A 22,299-nucleotide genomic window follows, 5' to 3' on the forward strand; every position below is an offset into this window, starting at 1 on the left:
CGCTATGTCTGACGACATGTCTATGGTTTCGCCTTCGTCAGCAGGCGAACACGGTGTACTACGTTCCATGCAGGAGGTAGCGATGAGCTCCCAGGAAGCCAGCAAGATGCTGCGTACTTATAATATTGCCTGGTGGGGCAATAACTATTATGACGTCAACGAACTGGGCCACATCAGCGTTTGCCCGGATCCGGACGTCCCGGAAGCGCGCGTTGACCTCGCTGAATTAGTCAAAGCGCGCGAAGCGCAAGGGCAACGCTTGCCGGCGCTGTTCTGCTTCCCGCAGATCCTGCAGCACCGCCTGCGCTCAATCAACGCCGCATTCAAGCGCGCGCGCGAATCCTACGGCTATAACGGCGATTACTTCCTGGTCTACCCGATCAAGGTGAACCAGCATCGCCGCGTCATCGAATCGCTGATCCATTCCGGCGAGCCGCTGGGTCTGGAAGCCGGTTCGAAAGCGGAACTGATGGCCGTGCTGGCGCACGCCGGGATGACCCGCAGCGTCATCGTCTGTAACGGCTATAAAGACCGCGAATACATCCGCCTGGCGCTGGTGGGCGAGAAAATGGGCCACAAGGTCTATCTGGTCATCGAGAAGATGTCGGAGATCGCCATCGTGCTGGAAGAGGCCGAGCGCCTGAACGTGGTGCCGCGCCTTGGCGTGCGCGCGCGTCTGGCCTCGCAGGGGTCCGGTAAATGGCAGTCTTCCGGCGGCGAGAAGTCCAAGTTCGGCCTCGCGGCGACCCAGGTTCTGCAGCTGGTGGAGATCCTGCGTGCCGCAGGACACCTCGACAGCCTGCAGCTGCTGCACTTCCACCTCGGCTCGCAAATGGCTAACATTCGCGATATCGCCACCGGCGTGCGTGAATCGGCGCGTTTCTACGTCGAGTTGCATAAGCTGGGCGTCAATATCCAGTGCTTCGACGTCGGCGGCGGCCTGGGCGTGGATTACGAAGGCACCCGCTCGCAGTCTGACTGCTCGGTGAACTACGGCCTGAACGAATACGCTAACAATATCATCTGGGCCATCGGCGACGCCTGTGAAGAGAACGGCCTGCCGCACCCGACGGTGATCACCGAGTCCGGCCGCGCGGTGACCGCGCACCACACCGTGCTGGTTTCCAACATCATCGGCGTGGAGCGCAACGAATACACCGAGGCGACCCCGCCGGCGGAAGACGCCGCGCGCCCGCTACAGAGCATGTGGGAAACCTGGCTGGAGATGCACGAAACCGGCAATCGCCGCTCGCTGCGCGAATGGCTGCACGACAGCCAGATGGACCTGCACGATATCCATATCGGCTACTCCTCCGGCACTTTCAACCTGCAGGAGCGCGCCTGGGCAGAACAGCTGTATCTGAACATGTGTCATGAAGTGCAGAAGCAACTCGACCCGAGCAACCGCGCCCATCGCCCGATTATTGATGAGCTGCAGGAGCGCATGGCGGATAAAATCTACGTCAACTTCTCGCTGTTCCAGTCGATGCCGGATGCGTGGGGGATCGATCAGCTGTTCCCGGTGATGCCGCTGGAAGGGCTGAACAAGTCGCCGGAGCGCCGCGCGGTGCTGCTGGACATCACCTGCGACTCGGATGGCGCCATCGATCACTACGTGGACGGCGACGGGATCGCCACCACCATGCCGATGCCGGAATATGACCCGGAGAACCCGCCGATGCTGGGCTTCTTTATGGTCGGCGCCTATCAGGAAATCCTTGGCAACATGCACAACCTGTTCGGCGATACCGAGGCGGTAGACGTGTTCGTCTTCCCTGACGGTAGCGTTGAGGTTGAGCTGTCCGACGAGGGCGATACCGTGGCGGATATGCTGCAGTACGTGCAGCTGGATCCCAACACGCTGCTGACCCAGTTCCGCGATCAGGTGAAAAACACCGGCCTCGACGACGCGCTGCAGCAGCAGTTCCTCGAAGAGTTCGAGGCGGGTCTGTACGGGTACACTTATCTGGAAGACGAGTAACCGCTGATGCCCGGTGGCGCTGCGCTTACCGGGCCTGCGTATGTCGGCCGCCTAAGGCGAAGCCGTCATCCGGCAGAAGGCGATACTCACTTGAACCCGTATGCATTACCGGCGATAATTCACGCCAATAAGCGATTTATCTATCAAACCCTTCCTCGTCGGGCCTAACGACGCGGAGGGGTTTTTTTATACTTATTTTTTACGTTCCACGACTGTGAAAAGAGGTCATATCCATGAGCACTTTAGGTCATCAATACGATAACTCCCTGGTATCCAATGCCTTTGGCTTCCTGCGTCTGCCGATGAATTTCATGCCCTACGACAGCGATGCTGACTGGGTGATCACCGGCGTCCCGTTCGATATGGCGACCTCCGGGCGCGCGGGCGGCCGTCATGGCCCGGCGGCGATCCGTCAGGTTTCCACCAATCTCGCCTGGGAGCACAACCGTTTTCCGTGGAACTTCGACATGCGCGAACGCCTGAACGTGGTTGACTGCGGGGATCTGGTGTACGCCTTCGGCGACGCGCGCGAAATGAGCGAGAAGCTGCAGGCCCACGCCGAGAAGCTGCTGGCGGCCGGCAAGCGCATGCTCTCCTTTGGCGGCGACCACTTCGTTACGCTGCCGCTGCTGCGCGCCCACGCCAAGCACTTCGGTAAAATGGCGCTGGTGCACTTCGATGCCCACACCGACACTTACGCCAACGGCTGCGAGTTCGACCACGGCACCATGTTCTACACCGCGCCGAACGAAGGGCTCATCGATCCGAACCACTCCGTACAGATCGGTATTCGCACCGAATTCGATAAAGATAACGGTTTCACCGTGCTTGATGCGGGCCAGGTTAACGACCGCAGCGTCGATGACGTGATTGCCCAGGTGAAGCAGATCGTTGGCGATATGCCGGTGTACCTGACCTTTGATATCGACTGCCTGGATCCGGCGTTTGCGCCAGGAACCGGTACCCCGGTTATCGGTGGGCTCACCTCTGACCGCGCGATCAAGCTGGTGCGCGGTCTGAAGGATCTGAACATCGTCGGGATGGACGTGGTGGAGGTCGCCCCGGCCTACGATCAGTCCGAAATCACCGCCCTGGCGGCGGCGACCCTCGCGCTGGAGATGCTGTACATCCAGGCGGCGAAGAAGGGCGAATAACCCGAGGTCACCCCAACCCTCTCCCTTCCGGGGAGAGGGTACCGCACGGCACAGGGGGTTAATCAAGGCGCCGGACGGTTGCTCCTGCGGGCCGGGAGAGGGCCGACCCGCAGGAGAGGGTTCATCAGGTGCTTAAAACACGTTAAATGGATATTCGACGTAGAACCGCACTTCATTACCGCTGACGTTATAGTCGCTGGCGTTGCTGGAAACCCGCAGTACCGAATAGCGAAGCCTGAATTTCAAATCTTTCGCCGCCCCGTTTTGCACCTGGTATTGAACCTGGTTAAACCATTCATGTTCTTTGCCGTTGCTGGTCTCTGACGTTTTAATGTTATCCCCGCGCACGTAGGCGGTGGTCCAGGTCAGCCCCGGTAGCCCCAGCCCGGCAAAATCCAGTCCATACGATGCCTGCCAGGAGCGTTCATCTTCCCCGTTAAAATCAGACCAGTAGGAGTTGGCCAGCCAGATGGTGTTCCCGCCATCGCCGACGCCGCCCTGGTTCTGGTAGCCGCCGTAGTGGTAGCCGGTGCTGCCGCTGCTTTGCTGGTAAGCGACCTTAAAGGTATGGATATCCCAGATGTAGCTGGCGGCCAGGCTCCAGATACTGTTGCTGCGTCCGGTGTCATTGGCATCGGCATATTGCTGATCCAGGCGTGAGTGATAGCCGTTGAAGTCGAGAACCAGCTGTTGGTTGGCGGCGAACGGCTGCTGATAGTTCAGGCCGAGATACTGTTTGTTCAGCACATCTTCGACATGCGACGCGTACAGCGCGCCGCTGAGCTGGTCGTTGAACCGGTAGCTGGCGCCGCCGAAGGACAGGCTTTTCAGACCGCTGTTATGGCTGTCGTCGCTTTTACGCTGCTGATCGGTCAGGTAGCCGGCGTTAATTTCCAGACCGTCGATTTCGCGTGAGGTCAGCATGGTGCCGGTATAGCTCTCGTAGAGCAGGCGCGAGTCGTCGGCGTAGACAATAGGCAACATCGGGCGCTGACTGCCGTAGCTGAGCACGGTATTCGAAAAGCGCATTTTGCCGGTGGCGCCGAATTTCGCGAGGTCGGATTTTGCCCGGCCGTCGTCATCCTGGGCGAAAAAGTCGATCCCGCCCGCGCCGCTGCGGCCGCGGCCGCCGTCGAGGCGCACGGCGTACTGGGCGATGCCGTCCACGCCGAAGCCGACCGGTCCCTCGGTAAAGCCGGATTCGAAGGTGGCGATAATTCCCTGGCCCCATTCGGCTTTATCCGGCAGCCCATCGCGATAATCGCGTTTGATATACGCGTTACGTAAAAAGAGATCCAGATGGCTGTCTTCAATAAAGCCCTGGCTGGTAGATTGTTGGCTGGCGAAAGCCGGCGCGGCGGCAATAATGCCAAGTGCGATGAATGATAATTCTTTTTTCACTGAGGGCACTTCTCTGTCTGTCGATATATTCAAGGGAATCACTGCAATCGCGATATTCTCCTGAAATAATGTCAAAAGCAATCATTGTGTGAGCAATGGTATCGGCAGGAAACAAGCGGTGTGGCGCATGCTGGCCAGGTTTGGCGAAGAGGGGTGGACTATTTAATATTTGGTCTAACCCGGCTCTGAAAGGCGGATTGTGTACGCCGTTTTTCATTTGCCAAATAATATTTTGCTGAGTGACAGCATATAAAATAATTGGCTGCGACGAGGTGAAATAATAATTAACGGTTTGTGCGCTTAAGTTATCAATTGATGCGGCTAAATATTTTTACTGGCAGATATAAAAGGGAGGCAGTCATGCCTCCCGCTGGCGATTATTTAATCCCGTCGGCCTTCATGCGATCGCGAATATGCTGGGCGCGCGCTTCTGAGGCCGGGTGATCGTCAAACATCGAGCTCTGACGGCCGGCTTCCAGCTTGGCCAGTTTTTCGAAGCTGGTGGCCAGTCCCGACGGATTGATGCCGCGCTTACGCAGCAGGTCGTAAGAGTAGTCGTCCGCTTCCGATTCCTGGCGCTGGGAGAACTGCGAGTTCACCAGTTTTTCACCCAGATCGCCGAGCTGCGACTGGGACAAGCTGCCGACGATGCCGCCGGCGGAGGCCGCCGCCGCGCGCACGGCGTTGGTGCCCAGGGCGACCTGCATGCCTTTCTTCACATGGCCCAGTGCGACGTGGCCCATTTCGTGGCCGATCACCGCCTCGACTTCATTATCGTTCATCAGATCCATCAGCCCGCTGTAGACGCGGATGCAGCCGTTAGCCATGGCGAAGGCGTTGACATCCTTGGTCTCATAGACCTTGTAGTTCACGGGCTGACCATTGATGTTATCGCCCAGCGCGGCCGCGATTTTGTTCAGCCGCTGGCTGTATTCACTGCTGGCCGGGGCGATTTTCGCTTTGGCGTCCATCTCTTTACAGGCCTGGTCGCTTAAGGTTTTCACCTGTGCGTCGCTGAGGGAGTATGCCTGGAAGGCTTCGGCCCCTGAGCTGAGCAGACCGTTGGAGTCCATGTTCTGACATCCGGTGAGCGTTGCTGCGATCCCAAGAGCAAGTACGGTTGAGCGAATTTTCATTTTTTATCTTCCACAATCTTATGGTTGTTTATCCGACAATACGGCGACGGCAGGGAACCGTATTCTGCGTAAATTATAAAGAGTATCGCAGGATGCGGGCGAGCGGATTCCGGCGTAGCACAACCTGTTCCAGAGATTTCTTAAAGGGCAAAAGGATGCTCCATGTACATGACTTGTCGCTTGGGTTACATTGTTCACACTTTTTTCCGGCGTAGCCCAAAACGCGCTCTCGTCAAGTCGTTAAGGGCATGGCCTTCAACAGTCCGAACTGGAGTCAAAATGTCCTCACGTAAAGAGCTTGCTAACGCTATTCGTGCGCTGAGCATGGACGCTGTACAGAAAGCCAAATCCGGCCACCCGGGTGCCCCGATGGGTATGGCTGACATTGCCGAAGTGCTGTGGCGTGATTTCCTGAACCATAACCCGAACAATCCGGCCTGGGCTGACCGTGACCGTTTTGTACTGTCCAATGGCCATGGTTCGATGCTGATTTACAGCCTGCTGCACCTCACTGGCTACGATCTGCCGATTGAAGAGCTGAAAAACTTCCGCCAGCTGCACTCCAAAACGCCGGGCCACCCGGAAGTCGGCTACACCGCGGGCGTGGAAACCACCACCGGTCCGCTGGGCCAGGGTATCGCTAACGCGGTCGGGATGGCTATCGCCGAGAAAACCCTGGCGGCGCAGTTCAACCGTCCGGGCCACGACATCGTCGACCACTACACCTACGCCTTCATGGGCGACGGCTGCATGATGGAAGGCATTTCTCACGAAGTGTGCTCCCTGGCCGGTACCCTGAAGCTGGGCAAACTGGTGGCCTTCTATGATGACAACGGCATCTCTATCGACGGCCACGTTGAAGGCTGGTTCACCGACGATACCGCCAAACGCTTTGAAGCCTACGGCTGGCACGTGGTGCGCGGCGTTGACGGTCACGACGCTGACGCCATCAAACGCGCAGTAGAAGAAGCGCGCGCGGTCACCGACAAACCGTCCCTGCTGATGTGCAAAACCATCATCGGCTTCGGTTCGCCGAACAAAGCCGGTACCCACGACTCCCACGGCGCGCCGCTGGGCGACGCCGAAATCGCCCTGACCCGCGAAGCGCTGGGCTGGAAACACGCGCCGTTTGACATCCCGTCTGACATCTATGCGCAGTGGGATGCCAAAGAAGCCGGTCAGGCGAAAGAAGCGGCATGGAATGAGAAGTTCGCTGCTTACGCCAAAGCCTTCCCGCAGGAAGCAGCCGAATTCACCCGTCGTATGAAAGGCGAGATGCCGTCTGACTTCGACGCGAAAGCCAACGAGTTCATTGCGAAGCTGCAGGCCAACCCGGCGAAAATCGCCAGCCGTAAAGCCTCTCAGAACGCCATCGAAGCTTTCGGTCCGCTGCTGCCGGAATTCCTCGGCGGTTCCGCTGACCTGGCGCCGTCCAACCTGACCCTGTGGTCTGGTTCTAAGCCGATCAACGAAGACACCGCGGGTAACTACATTCACTACGGCGTGCGTGAGTTCGGTATGACCGCTATCGCCAACGGCATCGCGCTGCACGGCGGCTTCCTGCCGTACACCTCCACCTTCCTGATGTTCGTGGAATACGCGCGTAATGCGGTACGTATGGCCGCGCTGATGAAACAGCGTCAGGTGATGGTCTACACCCACGACTCCATCGGTCTGGGCGAAGATGGCCCGACTCACCAGCCGGTAGAGCAGGTGGCTTCTCTGCGCGTAACGCCGAACATGTCCACCTGGCGTCCGTGTGACCAGGTTGAATCCGCGATTGCATGGAAATATGGCGTCGAGCGTCAGGACGGCCCGACCGCGCTGATCCTCTCCCGCCAGAACCTGGCGCAGCAGGAGCGTACCGAAGAGCAGCTGGCGAACGTGGCCCGCGGCGGTTACGTGCTGAAAGATTGCGCCGGCCAGCCGGAGCTGATCTTCATCGCCACCGGTTCCGAAGTGGAGCTGGCGGTGGCCGCGTGGGACAAACTGACCGCCGAAGGCGTGAAGGCGCGCGTGGTCTCCATGCCGTCCACCGACGCGTTCGACAAGCAGGATGCGGCCTACCGTGAATCCGTACTGCCGAAAGCCGTGACCGCGCGCGTTGCCGTGGAAGCGGGTATTGCTGATTACTGGTTCAAATACGTTGGCCTGAACGGGGCGATCGTTGGCATGACCACCTTCGGTGAGTCTGCGCCGGCTGAGCAGCTGTTCGAAGAGTTCGGCTTCACCGTCGACAACGTGGTCGCTAAAGCGAAAGCGCTGCTGTAATTGCGGTTACGGTGCGGGCTGATGCCCTCACCCCAACCCTCTCCCACAGGAGAGGGTGCAAACGCCAAAAACGGTAACCCCTGGGTTACCGTTTTGCTTTTACCTCGCCACCCGGCTTTTTTGTATCTGCTATTCCTGAACCATGTAATACGGTTGTAAATTATTCCAGCGAAAATGTGATGTGAGTCATATAGCTGGTTTATTGCGCTGGACAAACATTCCTTTTATTCCTCGTTTGGCTTATTCTAGCTGAAGCGTTTCAGTCGTTTAAATGTTCGACAATTAATCAATCAGTCGCAGTTTGCAGCTGGTAAGGTTTCCCTCAGAGCGTAGCTGGATTACTCTGTCAGCCACCTCATAACAGGGACAGCCTTGCAGGAGATCTATGACCATTCGCATCGCGATTAATGGCTTCGGTCGTATTGGACGCAACGTGGTTCGTGCGCTATATGAATCCGGGCGCCGTGCGGAAATCACCGTGGTGGCTATCAATGAGCTGGCGGATGCTGCGGGCATCGCGCATTTGTTGAAATATGACACCAGCCATGGCCGTTTCGCCTGGGATGTTCGTCAGGAGCGCGAGCAGCTGTTTGTTGGCGATGATGCCATCCGTCTGCTGCACGAGCCGACCATTGCGGCGCTGCCCTGGCGCGAGCTGGCGGTAGACGTGGTGCTCGACTGTACCGGCGTTTACGGGAGCCGTGAACACGGTGAGGCGCACCTGCAGGCTGGGGCGAAGAAAGTGCTCTTCTCCCATCCCGGCGGCAACGACCTCGACGCGACGGTGGTGTACGGCGTCAATCAGGATGAACTCCGCGCCGAGCATCGCATTGTCTCCAACGCCTCCTGCACCACCAACTGCATTATTCCGATCATTAAACTGTTAGATGATGCCTATGGCATCGAGTCCGGCACCGTCACCACCATTCACTCGGCGATGCATGACCAGCAGGTGATTGACGCCTACCATCCGGATCTCCGGCGTACCCGCGCGGCCAGCCAGTCGATCATTCCGGTGGATACCAAACTGGCGGCAGGGATCACCCGTATTTTCCCGCAGTTTAATGACCGTTTTGAAGCGATTGCCGTGCGGGTGCCGACGATAAACGTGACGGCAATTGACCTGAGCGTGACGGTCAAAAAACCGGTAAAAGCATGTGAAGTCAACCAGTTGCTGCAAAAAGCAGCACAAGGTGCATTTCATGGTATAGTTGACTATACGGAATTACCGTTGGTCTCAACAGATTTTAACCACGATCCGCACAGCGCCATCGTCGATGGCACGCAAACCCGGGTCAGTGGCGCGCATCTGATCAAAACGCTGGTCTGGTGCGATAACGAATGGGGCTTTGCTAACCGAATGCTCGACACGACGTTAGCGATGGCGGCTATTGGTTTCAGGTTCGACGCGTAAACGTCGACAAAACTTTATGAATCAACGAGAGGATTCACCATGTCTGTAATTAAGATGACCGATCTGGATCTGGCTGGTAAACGCGTTTTTATCCGTGCGGATCTGAACGTACCAGTTAAAGACGGGAAAGTAACCAGCGACGCACGTATCCGTGCCTCTCTGCCGACCATTGAACTGGCGCTGAAGCAGGGCGCGAAAGTCATGGTTACTTCTCACCTGGGTCGTCCGACCGAAGGCGAGTACAACGAAGAATTCTCTCTGCTGCCGGTTGTTAATTACCTGAAAGACAAACTGTCCAGCCCGGTACGTCTGGTTAAAGACTACCTGGACGGCGTGGAAGTCGCTGCCGGCGAGTTGGTGGTGCTGGAAAACGTTCGCTTCAACAAAGGCGAGAAAAAAGACGACGAAGCGCTGTCCAAAAAATACGCCGCGCTGTGCGACGTGTTCGTAATGGATGCTTTCGGTACCGCGCACCGCGCGCAGGCTTCCACCCACGGTATCGGCAAATTTGCTGACGTGGCGTGCGCAGGCCCGCTGCTGGCCGCTGAACTGGACGCGCTGGGTAAAGCGCTGAAAGAGCCGGCTCGTCCGATGGTCGCTATCGTCGGTGGTTCTAAAGTATCCACCAAACTGACCGTGCTGGATTCCCTGTCTAAAATCGCTGACCAGCTGATCGTCGGCGGCGGTATCGCCAACACCTTCGTTGCCGCTCAGGGCCACAACGTCGGTAAATCCCTGTACGAAGCAGATCTGGTTGATGAAGCCAAGCGCCTGCTGAGCACCTGCGATATCCCGGTTCCGACTGACGTTCGCGTCGCGACCGAGTTCTCCGAAACCGCAACGGCGACTCTGAAATCTGTTAACGACATTAAAGATGACGAGCAGATTCTGGACCTCGGCGACGTTTCCGCACAGAAACTGGCTGACATCCTGAAAAACGCCAAAACCATCCTGTGGAACGGCCCGGTTGGCGTATTCGAATTCCCGAACTTCCGTAAAGGGACTGAAATCGTGGCTAACGCTATCGCGGACAGCGAAGGTTTCTCCATCGCCGGCGGCGGCGACACCCTGGCAGCGATCGACCTGTTCGGCATCGCTGACAAAATTTCCTACATCTCCACTGGCGGCGGCGCGTTCCTTGAATTCGTCGAAGGCAAAGTCCTGCCGGCAGTAGCGATGCTCGAAGAGCGCGCTAAGCAGTAATTCAGTTCAGGCGGGGAAACCCGCCTGTTTTTCAGCGCGCTTAAGGGCTCGCGAACCTTCTTCAACGGTCGAAGATACAGATACAGGACTAAGTAACATGTCTAAAATTTTTGATTTCGTAAAACCGGGCGTCATCACTGGCGACGACGTTCAGAAAGTGTTCCAGGTAGCGAAAGAAAACAACTTTGCACTGCCGGCGGTAAACTGCGTAGGTACTGACTCCATCAACGCCGTTCTGGAAGCTGCTGCGAAAGTTCGCTCTCCGGTTATCGTTCAGTTCTCTAACGGCGGCGCGGCGTTCATCGCAGGTAAAGGCGTGAAAACTGACGTTCCTCAGGGTGCTGCTATCCTCGGCGCTATCTCTGGCGCGCACCACGTGCACCAGATGGCTGAGCACTACGGCGTGCCGGTTATCCTGCACACTGACCACTGCGCGAAGAAACTGCTGCCGTGGATCGACGGCCTGCTGGACGCGGGTGAAAAACACTTCGCCGCTACCGGCAAACCGCTGTTCTCTTCTCACATGATCGACCTGTCTGAAGAGTCTCTGCACGAAAACATCGAAATCTGCTCTAAATACCTGGCGCGCATGGCCAAAATGGACATGACCCTGGAAATCGAACTGGGTTGCACCGGTGGCGAAGAAGACGGCGTGGACAACAGCCACATGGACGCTTCCGCCCTGTACACCCAGCCTGAAGACGTGGATTACGCGTACACCGAGCTGAGCAAAATCAGCCCGCGCTTCACCATCGCCGCTTCCTTCGGTAACGTACACGGCGTGTACAAACCGGGTAACGTCGTTCTGACCCCGACTATCCTGCGCGACTCTCAGGAATATGTTTCCAAGAAACACAACCTGCCGCACAACAGCCTGAACTTCGTCTTCCACGGCGGTTCCGGTTCTTCCGCTCAGGAAATCAAAGACTCCGTTAGCTACGGCGTAGTGAAAATGAACATCGATACCGACACCCAATGGGCAACCTGGGACGGTATCTTGCAGTACTACAAAACTAACGAAGCTTACCTGCAGGGCCAGCTGGGCAACCCGAAAGGCGAAGACCAGCCGAACAAGAAATACTACGATCCGCGCGTATGGCTGCGTGCTGCACAGACTTCCATGGTGACTCGTCTGGAGCAGGCATTTAAAGAGCTGAACGCGATCGACGTTCTGTAAGAAAAATCTGTTTCTTACCCTGGAGCCCGCAGCAATGCGGGCTTTTTTATTAGCTTAACAACAGGATAGCGCGGCAGAAAACTGTGATCCATTTGGCAAAACGTGCACTTATTGTTTACCCTATAACCTGACTGCCCTGTCGCAGGCTGAGTTATTTACTTCCCCCTGGGGGATTCATAAGGAATGTTAAATGGAAGATTTGAACGTTGTCGATAGCATCAACCACGCCGGGACGTGGCTGGCACGCAACCAGGAGCTGCTGCTGAGCTATGCCGTCAACATCGTCGCGGCTATCGCTATCCTGATCGTCGGGATGATCGTGGCGCGCGTCGTCTCTAACACCGTCAACCGCCTGATGCTGGCGCGTAAAATTGACGCCACCGTTGCCGATTTCCTCTCCGCGCTGGTGCGCTATGCGGTTATCGCCTTTACGCTGATTGCCGCCCTGGGCCGCGTGGGCGTGCAGACCGCCTCGGTCATTGCGGTGCTGGGCGCCGCGGGTTTAGCCGTCGGTCTGGCGCTGCAGGGGTCTCTGTCTAACCTCGCGGCTGGCGTACTGCTGGTGATGTTCCGCCCGTTCCGCGCCGGTGAATATGTCGATCTCGGCGGCATTGCGGGTACCGTACAGAATGTGCAGATTTTCTCCACGACCCTGCGCACCGTCGATGGCAAAATCGTGGTGGTGCCGAACGGCAAAATTATCGCCGGCAACATCATTAACTTCTCCCGCGAACCGGCGCGCCGCAATGAGTTTATTATCGGCGTCTCTTACGATGCCGATATCGACAAGGTGAAGCAGCTCCTGACCTCGATTATCGAATCTGACGATCGTATTCTGCGCGATCGGGAAATGACGGTGCGCCTGAACGAACTCGGCGCCTCGTCGGTGAACTTCGTGGTGCGCGTGTGGAGCAAAAGCAGCGATCTGCAAAACGTCTACTGGGATATCCTCGAGCGCATCAAGCGTGAATTTGACGCCAATGGCATCAGCTTCCCTTATCCGCAGATGGATGTTCATGTGGCGCGCCTGCCGGAAAAAGCCGAGTAAACCACCACTCAGTGACTCAGGCCGGCCATGCCGGCCTTTTTTAATGGCTCACTATTAGCTTCGCTTATTAATGATTAATACTTTCAATTTCCGCTAATAATTTATTCGCGTTATAGTCAGCGCCACTCTCGAAGACAGCGGAAAAATCCTCATGTTTACCTATTACTTTCAGGGCCTTGCCCTGGGAGCGGCAATGATTTTGCCGCTTGGCCCACAAAATGCTTTCGTGATGAACCAGGGCATCCGTCGTCAGTATCACCTGATGATTGCCTTGCTGTGCGCCGTCAGCGACTTGCTGCTGATCTGCGCCGGCATTTTTGGCGGCAGCGCGCTGCTGATGCAGTCCCCCTGGCTACTGGCGCTCGTGACCTGGGGCGGCGTGGCCTTTTTACTGTGGTACGGCTTTGGCGCGCTGAAGACGGCGTTCAGTCCGAATCTTGAGCTCGCCAGCGCCGAGGCGATGCAGCAGGGGCGCTGGAAAATCATTATCACTATGCTGGCGGTCACCTGGCTGAATCCGCACGTTTATCTGGATACGTTTGTGGTGCTGGGCAGCCTGGGAGGCCAGCTGGCGGTGGAGCCGAAGCGCTGGTTTGCGCTGGGAACCATTAGCGCCTCTTTCCTGTGGTTCTTTGGTCTGGCGCTGTTGGCCGCCTGGCTGGCGCCGCGGCTGCGTACCGCCAGAGCCCAGCGGATCATCAACATTGTGGTCGGCGCCGTCATGTGGTTTATTGCGTTTCAGCTGGCAAAAGAGGGCGTCGCCCATATCCAGGCGTTGCTCAACTAAGCGTTGTCCGATGGACTTTCCTGCTGTACGCGCTAAGCTTGCTGGCATGCGTCCCGTAAGGGCGATTTAAGTAACATGGAGAAACGACAGTGAAGTTAAAAGTCTTAGCCCTGGCGGCAACACTCGGATTTAGCACGATGGCGGCACAGGCAAGCGAATTGCCGGACGGTCCGCACATTGTGACTTCAGGCACAGCAAGCGTTGCTGCGGTTCCGGATATCGCTACCCTGGCGATCGAAGTGAACGTGGCGGCAAAAGATGCCGCATCGGCAAAAAAACAGGCTGACGATCGCGTTGCGCAATACCTCTCTTTCCTCGAAAAGAGCGGCATTGCGAAAAAAGACATCAACTCGGCGAATCTGCGTACCCAACCTGATTACGACTATCAGAACGGGAAAAGCATTCTGAAAGGCTATCGCGCGGTGCGCACCGTCGAAGTGACCTTGCGCCAGCTGGATAAACTCAACGGTCTGCTGGATGGCGCCCTGAAAGCCGGTCTGAACGAAATTCGCTCCGTCTCGCTGGGCGTTGCGCAACCGGACGCTTACAAAGATAAAGCGCGTAAAGCGGCGATCGACGACGCCGTGCACCAGGCGCAGGAGCTGGCCGCAGGTTTCCACAGCAAGCTGGGGCCAGTGTACAGCGTGCGCTACCATGTCTCTAATTATCAGCCGAGCCCGATGGTTCGCATGATGAAGGCCGCTGACGCTGCGCCGGTTTCCGCCCAGGAAACCTACGAGCAGGCGACTATCCAGTTTGACGACCAGGTCGACGTCGTGTTTGAACTGCAGCCGGCGCAGGCCGCGGCTCCGGCGAAACCGGCTGAAGCGCCGAAACCGGCCCAGTAAACGAGAGAAACAAAAAAGCCACTTCAGCGAAGTGGCTTTTTTTATGCCCGCGGTTTAATCCTGACGCAGCACCTTGTGACCGTAGTCGATGAGCGCATCGGTCACCCGCCGCATCATACGGCTTTCCGGGGCAAAGCGGTGCCAGTAGAGCATACGGCGCTGAAACAGGCCGGGAGTGAGATCGATAAGCTCGCCGCTGTTGAGCTCTTTTTCGATCTGCAGATGCGGGATCATACAGCAGGTAGTGCCCTGGCGCGCCAGCTGGACGAAGGCTTCCGACGAGTTGACGATATGGCAGGGGACGCTGCCCGGCGGCAGGTCGAAGTTTTGCTGCAGAAAGGCCTGATGCATATCGTCCAGATGGTCGAAGGCGACGACCGGGGCTTTCAGCAGCGCCGAACGCGTTACGCCGTTCGGGAAGTAGCGTTGCGCAAACTCTTTTGAGGCGACAAACAGGTAATCGAGCGCGCCGAGCTGATCCACCAGGCAGCTTGGCAGCGCCTGCGGCTGGATACTTACCGCGCCGACCACTTCGCCACGGCGCAGGCGCTCCTGGGTGCGGGTTTCATCTTCCACCTGCAGGTTGAGACGAATAGGGGAGTCCGACAGCACATTAGCCAGCGCCGGCAGCAGCCAGGTCGCCAGACTGTCGGCGTTCACCGCCAGCGACAGCAACAGCGGCGTGGAGCCAGTCTGCTCGTCGCCCAGCCACTCCTCTTCCAGCAGTTCAACCTGGCGCAACAGAGCCAGCAATTTTTGTCCTTGCTCGGTTGGGCGCGGCGGCACGGTACGTACCAGCAGCGGCTGGCCGAACATATTTTCCAGCTGCTTAATTCGCTGTGAGACGGCGGACTGGGTAATACATAGCTTCTGCGCGGCGCGCTCAAATCCTCGTTCTCTAATCACCGCGTCCAGCGCTTGTAGTGTCCTGTAGTCCGGTCGTTTCATTATTCTGGCGTGCCCCCATAACTAATCGTTATCTCGCACTATGACATAAATTTTTATTTGATACAGACGAAATTGGTCTGCTCTGTTGTGTGATCTGCATCGCAGGGACATTTCCACTGTCGATGTTCTATAATGCGCCACAGGCATTCACATCTCGGACCATGATTATGACGCAGGATGAACTGAAAAAAGCGGTAGGTTGGGCAGCGCTGCAATACGTACAGCCAGGGACCATTGTGGGCGTTGGCACCGGCTCGACGGCGGCCCATTTTATTGACGCGCTGGGCACCATGAAAGGGCAGATCGAAGGGGCGGTCTCCAGCTCCGATGCCTCCACCGAGAAGCTGAAAAGCCTCGGGATCACCGTCTTCGATCTCAACAGCGTCGATCGCCTGGGGATCTACGTTGACGGCGCGGATGAGATCAACGGTCACATGCAGATGATCAAAGGCGGCGGCGCGGCGCTGACCCGTGAGAAGATCATCGCTTCGGTGGCCGATAAATTTATCTGCATCGCCGATGCCTCCAAGCAGGTCGATATTCTGGGCAAATTCCCGCTGCCGGTTGAAGTCATTCCGATGGCGCGCAGCGCCGTTGCACGCCAGCTGGTCAAGCTGGGCGGTCGTCCGGAATACCGTCAGGGCGTGGTGACCGATAACGGCAACGTGATCCTTGACGTGCACGGCCTGGAAATTCTCGATGCTATCGCGCTGGAAAACGCGATTAACGGCATTCCTGGCGTCGTGACCGTAGGGCTGTTCGCCAATCGCGGCGCCGACGTGGCGCTGATCGGCACCGCTGACGGTGTGAAAACCATCGTAAAATAGTCTGTCCGCAGGGAGCCAACCGGCTCCCTCGCAAATATTTTTTCACCTGGTGCAATTTAGTGACTTCTGTCACATTGGTGCAACCATTCTGATTAACGCGCTACCGTTCATTATCTTTCTGGTGTTTTGTCCTGCCATTTCCTTCTGAATGACATTTCTTCAGGACGGCGACGCAAACGTTCATATTGCCGCGATAGTTTTTTTTGATATGTTGCTGAGACGAACTTTCGTTCAGCACGACATCAGTTAAGACAAAACAGGACGGGGAAATGGCTAAGGTATCACTGGAAAAAGACAAGATTAAATTTCTGCTGGTTGAAGGTGTGCATCAAAAGGCAATCGATAGCCTTCGCGCGGCAGGTTACACCAACATTGAATTTCATAAAGGCGCGCTGGATTCCGAACAGCTGAAAGCGTCGATCCGTGATGCCCATTTCATCGGCCTGCGTTCCCGTACCCATCTGACTGAAGAGATTTTCGCCGCGGCGGAAAAACTGGTTGCCGTCGGCTGCTTCTGCATCGGTACCAACCAGGTGGATCTGAACGCCGCCGCGAAGCGCGGTATTCCGGTGTTTAACGCGCCATTCTCTAATACCCGTTCGGTGGCCGAGCTGGTGATCGGTGAGCTGCTGCTGCTGCTGCGCGGCGTGCCGGAAGCCAACGCTAAGGCGCATCGCGGCGTATGGAATAAGCTGGCGGTGGGGAGCTTTGAAGCGCGCGGCAAGAAACTGGGGATTATCGGTTACGGCCACATCGGCACCCAGCTCGGCATTCTGGCGGAATCGCTGGGGATGCATGTCTTCTTCTATGATATTGAAAACAAACTGCCGCTCGGCAACGCCACTCAGGTACAGCATCTCTCCGACCTGCTGAACATGAGCGACGTGGTCAGCCTGCACGTGCCGGAAAACGCCTCCACCAAAAATATGATGGGCGCGGAAGAGCTGGCGCTGATGAAGCCGGGCGCGCTGCTGATCAACGCCTCCCGCGGTACCGTGGTGGATATTCCGGCGCTATGCGATGCGCTGGCGAGTAAGCATCTGGCCGGGGGGGCAATCGACGTCTTCCCGACCGAACCCGCGACCAACAGCGACCCCTTCACTTCGCCGCTGTGCGAATTTGATAACGTGATCCTGACTCCGCATATCGGTGGCTCCACTCAGGAAGCGCAGGAGAACATCGGTCTGGAAGTGGCCGGCAAGCTGGCGAAGTACTCTGACAACGGGTCAACCCTGTCAGCGGTTAACTTCCCGGAAGTTTCTCTGCCGCTGCACGGCGGACGCCGTCTGCTGCACATCCATGAGAACCGGCCGGGCGTCCTGACCGCCATCAACCAGATCTTCGCCGCGCAGAGCATCAACATTGCCGCCCAGTATCTGCAAACGTCGCCGCAGATGGGCTACGTTGTTATTGATATCGAAGCGGAAGAAGACGTTGCCCAGCAGGCGCTGCAGGCAATGAAAGCGATCCCGGGGACTATCCGCGCCCGTCTGCTGTTCTAATCATTTTTGCCTCTCGGGCAGGTCGCGTACCTGCCCGTTTTTTTGTTAATACTTTCCAGGCTGAATTTCTCGTCCCCGCGTACCTACCAACACCAGATTTTGCCCGGGGTGATCACCGCCGGCAGCGGGATATCCCACTCTTCGCTCGGCAGGGTGTCCACCTGCTGGCAGTCGTGCGCGTAGCCCACCGGCTGCAGGCGATATTGCTGCCAGTTTTGCAGCGTCCGGTCGTAAAAACCGCCACCCATCCCCAGCCGTTGGCCGCCGGCATCGAAGGCCACCAGCGGGGTGACCAGCACATCAAGTTCAGCGAGCGGCAGCACGTCGCGCACGTCGAGCTTCGGTTCGCGGATCTTCAGGCGATTCACTATCAGTTCGCTCTGGGGATGGTAATGTAAAAACAGCAGGTTACCGGGGCTAAACGGATGCAGCACCGGGAGATAGACTCGCTTACCGGCCCGCCAGAGCTGGTCGATCAGCGGTTGGGTGTCCAGCTCGCCGTCAAAGGAGAGAAACAGCGCCACGGTGTGGGCGAGAACCACCGGCGGCCAGGCCATCATCCGCTCTGCGGCCTGCAGGGCAAACTGCCGCTGTTGCTCAGGGCTGAGCGCGCGTCGACGCTCGCGGATCTGCTGGCGAATGTGCTGGCGGGAGAGCAGGGTATCGGGCTGTAGAGTCATGCAGGTCTCATGGCGAGCAGGCGAAACAATAGAAAACAGTGTAATACAGTGCGGCATCAGCCGAAAACAGGCGTGGGGAAATAATGCGAGGTAAGGAAGGGAATCTCCGAGATGCCGCCGCAGGCTGTAACCCTTGAACCCTTGGTTCAAGGTGAATGTGTCGTCACAGTTTTAAGGCTTCTCGGACGGACCGAGCATGCTCACCAACCGTGGAGCGCCACATTCTTGTGGTATGAAATATCGGCTCAGGGGACTGGCCCGCTTGCAAACATCTCAGAGAAATTTTGTTCCTGGAGTTACTCTAACACAGTTAACTGCAAAGTGTTATTCAAACTTCGACCCTGGTCTTTCGCTTATGCGACCTTGCTCAAGCAATGCTTGCTCGATGGTCTGCTGAAGCATGCGAATGCGCTGCTCCATACTGGAAGCGTAGTCGCGGGTCTTCGCTTTTTCCTGAGTCAACTCATAGCTGATGTTCAACGCGGCGATGAAGACCAGCTGCTCAGTATTTGTGACTCTAGTGCGTTCTTTTAAATCTTGCAACCGCTGATTAAGGTCTTCAGCTGCCTGATTCAGGGCATCCCTTTGTTCAGGCGGGCAATTCACTCGCAGTGAACGGCCGAAAATTTGGAGATCTACGGGTTGTGCAGACATGCCACCTTCCTGCTGATTGACTGCGCTGCCTTCACACCCTGACCCGGGTCTGCGAAGGGGCGACACTATAGCTACCCTGGTGCGAAGATACAAGCCCTATTCTGGTTCACCAGGGTCCAAAGTGGTAGCATACCATGAATATTCCTCCCAACGATGACGAATGCGCATGTCTATACAGAACGAAATGCCTGGTTACAACGATGTAGACCAGTTACTGAACCAACAAGGGGTAGGGCTTACCCCGGCCGAGATGCACGGTTTGATCAGCGGATTACTGTGCGGCGGCAACACGGACAGCAGCTGGCAGCCGCTGGTGCACGACCTGACCAACGAAGGTCTCGCCTTCGGCCATGAGCTTGCCCAGGCGCTGCGTAACATGCATTCCGCCATCAGCGACTCACTGGATGACGATGGCTTCCTCTTTCAACTGTATCTGCCGGAAGGCGATGCGGTGAGCGTCTTTGACCGCGCCGACGCCCTCGCCGGCTGGGTCAACCACTTCCTTCTCGGCCTTGGCGTTAGCCAGCCGAAGCTGGATAAAGTGAAAGACGAAACCGGGGAAGCGATTGACGATCTGCGTAATATTGCCCAACTGGGCTACGATGAAGACGAAGATCAGGAAGAGCTGGAGATGTCTCTGGAGGAGATTATCGAGTATGTCCGCGTTGCCGCACTGCTGTGCCACGACACCTTTGCGCGTCAGCAGCCAACCGCACCGGAAGTCCGCAAACCGACATTACACTAACTAAAATTCGTTCAGGGGGCGTCATGACTCAGCAGGAATTTCTCTCGCGTCGCCAGGCGCTGTTGGCGCAGATGCAGCCAGGCAGCGCGGCGCTGATTTTCGCCGCACCGGAAGCGGTGCGCAGTGCAGATTCGGAATATCCCTACCGGCAGAACAGCGATTTCTGGTACTTCACCGGCTTCAACGAACCGGAAGCGCTGCTGGTGTTGATTAAAAGCGATGAAACCCACAACCATAGCGTGCTGTTCAACCGGGTTCGCGATCTGACCGCTGAGATCTGGTTCGGTCGCCGTCTGGGCCAGGAGGCCGCGCCGGCGAAGCTGGGCGTTGACCGGGCGCTGGCGTTCAGCGAAATCAACCAGCAGCTGTATCAGCTGCTCAACGGTCTGGACGCTATCTATTTTGCCCAGGGCGAATATGCCTATGCCGATGAGATTGTGTTCAACGCCCTCGAAAAACTCCGCAAAGGCTCGCGGCAGAACCTGCAGGCGCCGAACTCGGTGATCGACTGGCGGCCCATTGTGCATGAGATGCGCCTGTTCAAATCCGCGGAAGAGCTGGCCGTGATGCGCCGCGCCGGGGAGATCAGCGCCCTGGCCCATACCCGGGCGATGGAAAAATGCCGCCCTGGCATGTTCGAGTATCAGCTGGAGGGCGAAATTCTCCATGAATTCAATCGCCACGGCGCGCGCTTCCCCTCCTATAACACCATCGTTGGCGGCGGCGAAAACGGCTGCATTCTGCACTACACCGAAAACGAATCTGAACTGCGCGACGGCGACTTAGTGCTGATTGACGCCGGCTGCGAGTATCGCGGCTATGCCGGCGACATTACCCGCACCTTCCCGGTGAACGGCAAATTCAGCCAGCCGCAGCGCGAAATCTACGATATCGTGCTGGAATCGCTGGAGACCGCGCTGGAACTCTATCGCCCGGGCACCTCAATCTGCCAGGTGAACCAGGAAGTGGTGCGCATTATGATCACCGGCCTGGTGCGGCTGGGGATCCTCAAAGGCGAGGTTGACGAGCTGATCGCCAACAATGCCCACCGCCCGTACTTTATGCACGGTCTGAGCCACTGGCTGGGGCTGGATGTACACGATGTCGGTCACTACGACACCGACCGTTCTCGCGTCCTGGAGCCGGGGATGGTGCTGACCGTCGAACCGGGGCTGTATATCGCCGCCGACGCCGACGTGCCGGCGCAGTACCGCGGCATCGGCATCCGTATTGAAGATGACATCGTCATTACCGAAGACGGCAACGAAAATCTCACCGCCGGCGTGGTGAAGAAGGCGGATGAGATCGAAGCGCTGATGGCGGCGGCGCGCCAGTCATGAGCGTGCTGATCGTCGGCGGCGGGATGACCGGGGCGACGCTCGCCCTGGCCATCTCCCGTTTGACCGGCGGCGCGCTGCCGGTCCATCTGATTGAGGCGCAGGATCCCCAGTCGGCTCGCCATCCCGGCTTCGACGACCGGGCGATCGCCCTGGCCGCCGGCACCTGCCAGCAGCTGGCGCGTATCGGTGTCTGGCAACGTCTCGCCGAGCGGGCGACGGCTATCCAGCGGGTACACGTCAGCGACCGCGGCCATGCCGGTTTTGTGAATCTGGCGGCGGCGGATTATCGCCTGCCGGCGCTGGGTCAGGTGGTTGAACTCCACGATGTCGGCCAGCGACTGTTTAGCCTGCTGCGCGAGGCGCCGGGCGTGACGCTGCATTGCCCGGCGAAGGTGGCAGCGGTCAGCCGCAGCCAGGAGAGCGTCAGCCTTACCCTTGAGGGTGGCGAAACGATCAGCGGCAAGCTGCTGGTGGCAGCGGACGGTTCGCGTTCGTCGCTGGGCGCCCGCTGCGGCATCAGCTGGCAACAACAGCCCTATGAGCAACTGGCGATTATCGCCAACGTAAGCACCGCGCTGCCCCACGAAGGCCGCGCTTTCGAACGTTTTACCGAGCATGGCCCGCTGGCGATGCTGCCGATGTCGCAAGGGCGCTGCTCGCTGGTGTGGTGTCATCCGCAGTCGCGCCGCGACGAGGTGCTGAGCTGGTCTGACGAACGCTTTTGTCAGGAGCTGCAGCAGGCGTTCGGCTGGCGTTTGGGGCGCATTACCCACGCCGGGAAGCGCAGCGTCTATCCGTTGGCCCTCACCACCGCCAGCCGCGCGGTGTCGCACCGCCTGGCGCTGGTCGGTAACGCGGCGCAGACGCTGCACCCGATTGCCGGGCAGGGCTTTAATCTCGGCCTGCGCGATGTGATGAGTCTGGCGGAGCTGCTCGCTGACGCCCATCTCAGCGGCGAAGATGTCGGCCATTATCCGCTGCTGTGTCGCTATCAGGCGCGCAGAACAGGGGATAAAGCCGCCACCATCGGCGTGACCGATGGGCTGGTGCATCTGTTTGCCAACCGTTGGGCGCCGCTGGTGGCGGGGCGCAATGTCGGTCTGATGGCCATGGAATTATTTACCCCGGCGCGCGATGCGCTGGCGCAGCGTACCCTCGGTTGGGTTCCCCGTTAAGGAGTAGA

At 57.8% G+C, this 22,299-nt stretch carries 19 protein-coding genes and 1 other RNA gene; 14 read left to right on the forward strand and 6 right to left on the reverse strand.

Translation table 11 applies throughout. The features are described from left to right. The first annotated feature begins 4 nt into the window (after positions 1 to 4). Positions 5 to 1,981 (forward strand): biosynthetic arginine decarboxylase, encoded by a 1,977-nt coding sequence (gene speA / locus LGM20_RS04000; RefSeq protein ID WP_004205167.1) that lies wholly within the window; start codon positions 5 to 7, stop codon positions 1,979 to 1,981. 233 nt (positions 1,982 to 2,214) lie between these two features. Next, a complete protein-coding gene (gene speB / locus LGM20_RS04005) occupies positions 2,215 to 3,135 on the forward strand; it encodes an agmatinase (RefSeq protein ID WP_004205166.1) in 921 nt (306 codons plus the stop codon). 132 nt (positions 3,136 to 3,267) lie between these two features. Here the strand turns inward: speB and LGM20_RS04010 are convergent, their stop codons facing one another. Next, the gene (locus LGM20_RS04010) at positions 3,268 to 4,536 is read right to left on the reverse strand and encodes an OprD family outer membrane porin (RefSeq protein ID WP_023290988.1); all 1,269 of its coding nucleotides are present in this window, start codon (positions 4,534 to 4,536) and stop codon (positions 3,268 to 3,270) included. A 377-nt stretch (positions 4,537 to 4,913) separates the two neighbouring features. Next, positions 4,914 to 5,672: a metalloprotease LoiP gene (gene loiP, locus LGM20_RS04015; RefSeq protein WP_017899781.1), complete on the reverse strand. Its 759-nt coding sequence runs from the start codon at positions 5,670 to 5,672 to the stop codon at positions 4,914 to 4,916. A gap of 279 nt (positions 5,673 to 5,951) precedes the next feature. Here loiP and tkt point away from each other — a divergent pair, with 279 nt between their 5' ends. The 7 genes from tkt to LGM20_RS04050 all read left to right on the forward strand — a co-directional run bounded on the left by tkt (position 5,952) and on the right by LGM20_RS04050 (position 14,420). After that, positions 5,952 to 7,943, forward strand: a complete 1,992-nt coding sequence (gene tkt / locus LGM20_RS04020) for a transketolase (RefSeq protein ID WP_044524697.1) — start codon at positions 5,952 to 5,954, stop codon at positions 7,941 to 7,943. A gap of 385 nt (positions 7,944 to 8,328) precedes the next feature. Beyond that, positions 8,329 to 9,357 (forward strand): erythrose-4-phosphate dehydrogenase, encoded by a 1,029-nt coding sequence (epd, locus tag LGM20_RS04025; RefSeq protein WP_004205289.1) that lies wholly within the window; start codon positions 8,329 to 8,331, stop codon positions 9,355 to 9,357. A 39-nt stretch (positions 9,358 to 9,396) separates the two neighbouring features. Further along, a complete protein-coding gene (gene pgk / locus LGM20_RS04030) occupies positions 9,397 to 10,560 on the forward strand; it encodes a phosphoglycerate kinase (protein WP_023290986.1) in 1,164 nt (387 codons plus the stop codon). A gap of 97 nt (positions 10,561 to 10,657) precedes the next feature. Next, positions 10,658 to 11,737: a class II fructose-bisphosphate aldolase gene (gene fbaA, locus LGM20_RS04035; RefSeq protein WP_008806452.1), complete on the forward strand. Its 1,080-nt coding sequence runs from the start codon at positions 10,658 to 10,660 to the stop codon at positions 11,735 to 11,737. A 190-nt stretch (positions 11,738 to 11,927) separates the two neighbouring features. Next, positions 11,928 to 12,785, forward strand: coding sequence for a small-conductance mechanosensitive channel MscS (locus LGM20_RS04040; protein WP_044524696.1), 858 nt, complete (start codon positions 11,928 to 11,930; stop codon positions 12,783 to 12,785). A 151-nt stretch (positions 12,786 to 12,936) separates the two neighbouring features. After that, complete coding sequence (gene argO / locus LGM20_RS04045; protein WP_044524694.1) at positions 12,937 to 13,572, forward strand: arginine exporter ArgO; 636 nt, start codon at positions 12,937 to 12,939, stop codon at positions 13,570 to 13,572. A gap of 89 nt (positions 13,573 to 13,661) precedes the next feature. Then, on the forward strand, positions 13,662 to 14,420 hold the full coding sequence (locus LGM20_RS04050) for an oxidative stress defense protein (protein WP_023290983.1): 759 nt from the start codon (positions 13,662 to 13,664) through the stop codon (positions 14,418 to 14,420). Positions 14,421 to 14,474: 54 nt separating this feature from the next. Here the strand turns inward: LGM20_RS04050 and argP are convergent, their stop codons facing one another. Beyond that, positions 14,475 to 15,368 carry a DNA-binding transcriptional regulator ArgP gene (gene argP / locus LGM20_RS04055; RefSeq protein WP_002916497.1) on the reverse strand — a complete coding sequence of 298 codons (894 nt, stop codon included), beginning with the start codon at positions 15,366 to 15,368 and terminating at the stop codon, positions 14,475 to 14,477. A 167-nt stretch (positions 15,369 to 15,535) separates the two neighbouring features. Here argP and rpiA point away from each other — a divergent pair, with 167 nt between their 5' ends. Both rpiA and serA read left to right on the forward strand, forming a co-directional pair. Further along, positions 15,536 to 16,195, forward strand: a complete 660-nt coding sequence (gene rpiA, locus LGM20_RS04060; protein WP_002916495.1) for a ribose-5-phosphate isomerase RpiA — start codon at positions 15,536 to 15,538, stop codon at positions 16,193 to 16,195. Between the two features lie 269 nt (positions 16,196 to 16,464). Then, a complete protein-coding gene (serA, locus tag LGM20_RS04065; protein ID WP_044524693.1) occupies positions 16,465 to 17,697 on the forward strand; it encodes a phosphoglycerate dehydrogenase in 1,233 nt (410 codons plus the stop codon). An 83-nt stretch (positions 17,698 to 17,780) separates the two neighbouring features. On the opposite strand, the gene LGM20_RS04070 is transcribed toward serA, so the two are convergent. The 3 genes from LGM20_RS04070 to zapA all read right to left on the reverse strand — a co-directional run bounded on the left by LGM20_RS04070 (position 17,781) and on the right by zapA (position 19,031). Then, positions 17,781 to 18,377 (reverse strand): 5-formyltetrahydrofolate cyclo-ligase, encoded by a 597-nt coding sequence (locus LGM20_RS04070; RefSeq protein ID WP_044524691.1) that lies wholly within the window; start codon positions 18,375 to 18,377, stop codon positions 17,781 to 17,783. 99 nt (positions 18,378 to 18,476) lie between these two features. Continuing rightward, positions 18,477 to 18,660, reverse strand: a non-coding RNA gene (gene ssrS / locus LGM20_RS04075) — 6S RNA. A gap of 41 nt (positions 18,661 to 18,701) precedes the next feature. Then, positions 18,702 to 19,031, reverse strand: a complete 330-nt coding sequence (gene zapA, locus LGM20_RS04080; RefSeq protein ID WP_004205298.1) for a cell division protein ZapA — start codon at positions 19,029 to 19,031, stop codon at positions 18,702 to 18,704. Between the two features lie 166 nt (positions 19,032 to 19,197). On the opposite strand from zapA, the gene LGM20_RS04085 reads away from it, so the two are divergent. Genes LGM20_RS04085 through ubiH form a run of 3 tightly spaced genes read left to right on the forward strand, consistent with a single transcriptional unit; the run spans position 19,198 to position 22,291 of the window. Continuing rightward, positions 19,198 to 19,776 carry a YecA/YgfB family protein gene (locus LGM20_RS04085; RefSeq protein WP_002916486.1) on the forward strand — a complete coding sequence of 193 codons (579 nt, stop codon included), beginning with the start codon at positions 19,198 to 19,200 and terminating at the stop codon, positions 19,774 to 19,776. A gap of 23 nt (positions 19,777 to 19,799) precedes the next feature. Then, positions 19,800 to 21,116: a Xaa-Pro aminopeptidase gene (pepP, locus tag LGM20_RS04090; protein ID WP_004205299.1), complete on the forward strand. Its 1,317-nt coding sequence runs from the start codon at positions 19,800 to 19,802 to the stop codon at positions 21,114 to 21,116. Continuing rightward, positions 21,113 to 22,291, forward strand: a complete 1,179-nt coding sequence (ubiH, locus tag LGM20_RS04095; protein ID WP_023290982.1) for a 2-octaprenyl-6-methoxyphenyl hydroxylase — start codon at positions 21,113 to 21,115, stop codon at positions 22,289 to 22,291. Before pepP ends, ubiH begins: the two co-directional genes overlap by 4 nt. Positions 22,292 to 22,299: the final 8 nt, after the last annotated feature.

Origin of the sequence: Klebsiella quasipneumoniae subsp. quasipneumoniae (assembly GCF_020525925.1) — a bacterium.
Classification (GTDB): Bacteria; Pseudomonadota; Gammaproteobacteria; order Enterobacterales; family Enterobacteriaceae; genus Klebsiella; species Klebsiella quasipneumoniae.

Excerpts from the sequence above, each read along its gene's own strand:
- LGM20_RS04040 (WP_044524696.1), top strand. The coding sequence starts at position 11,928 with ATGGAAGATTTGAACGTTGTCGATAGCATCAACCACGCCGGGACGTGG.
- pepP (WP_004205299.1), top strand. The coding sequence starts at position 19,800 with ATGACTCAGCAGGAATTTCTCTCGCGTCGCCAGGCGCTGTTGGCGCAG.
- speA (WP_004205167.1), top strand. The coding sequence starts at position 5 with ATGTCTGACGACATGTCTATGGTTTCGCCTTCGTCAGCAGGCGAACAC.
- speB (WP_004205166.1), top strand. The coding sequence starts at position 2,215 with ATGAGCACTTTAGGTCATCAATACGATAACTCCCTGGTATCCAATGCC.
- pgk (WP_023290986.1), top strand. The coding sequence starts at position 9,397 with ATGTCTGTAATTAAGATGACCGATCTGGATCTGGCTGGTAAACGCGTT.
- epd (WP_004205289.1), top strand. The coding sequence starts at position 8,329 with ATGACCATTCGCATCGCGATTAATGGCTTCGGTCGTATTGGACGCAAC.
- tkt (WP_044524697.1), top strand. The coding sequence starts at position 5,952 with ATGTCCTCACGTAAAGAGCTTGCTAACGCTATTCGTGCGCTGAGCATG.
- rpiA (WP_002916495.1), top strand. The coding sequence starts at position 15,536 with ATGACGCAGGATGAACTGAAAAAAGCGGTAGGTTGGGCAGCGCTGCAA.
- fbaA (WP_008806452.1), top strand. The coding sequence starts at position 10,658 with ATGTCTAAAATTTTTGATTTCGTAAAACCGGGCGTCATCACTGGCGAC.
- argO (WP_044524694.1), top strand. The coding sequence starts at position 12,937 with ATGTTTACCTATTACTTTCAGGGCCTTGCCCTGGGAGCGGCAATGATT.
- LGM20_RS04070 (WP_044524691.1), bottom strand. The coding sequence starts at position 18,377 with ATGACTCTACAGCCCGATACCCTGCTCTCCCGCCAGCACATTCGCCAG.
- ubiH (WP_023290982.1), top strand. The coding sequence starts at position 21,113 with ATGAGCGTGCTGATCGTCGGCGGCGGGATGACCGGGGCGACGCTCGCC.
- loiP (WP_017899781.1), bottom strand. The coding sequence starts at position 5,672 with ATGAAAATTCGCTCAACCGTACTTGCTCTTGGGATCGCAGCAACGCTC.
- zapA (WP_004205298.1), bottom strand. The coding sequence starts at position 19,031 with ATGTCTGCACAACCCGTAGATCTCCAAATTTTCGGCCGTTCACTGCGA.
- LGM20_RS04085 (WP_002916486.1), top strand. The coding sequence starts at position 19,198 with ATGTCTATACAGAACGAAATGCCTGGTTACAACGATGTAGACCAGTTA.
- serA (WP_044524693.1), top strand. The coding sequence starts at position 16,465 with ATGGCTAAGGTATCACTGGAAAAAGACAAGATTAAATTTCTGCTGGTT.
- argP (WP_002916497.1), bottom strand. The coding sequence starts at position 15,368 with ATGAAACGACCGGACTACAGGACACTACAAGCGCTGGACGCGGTGATT.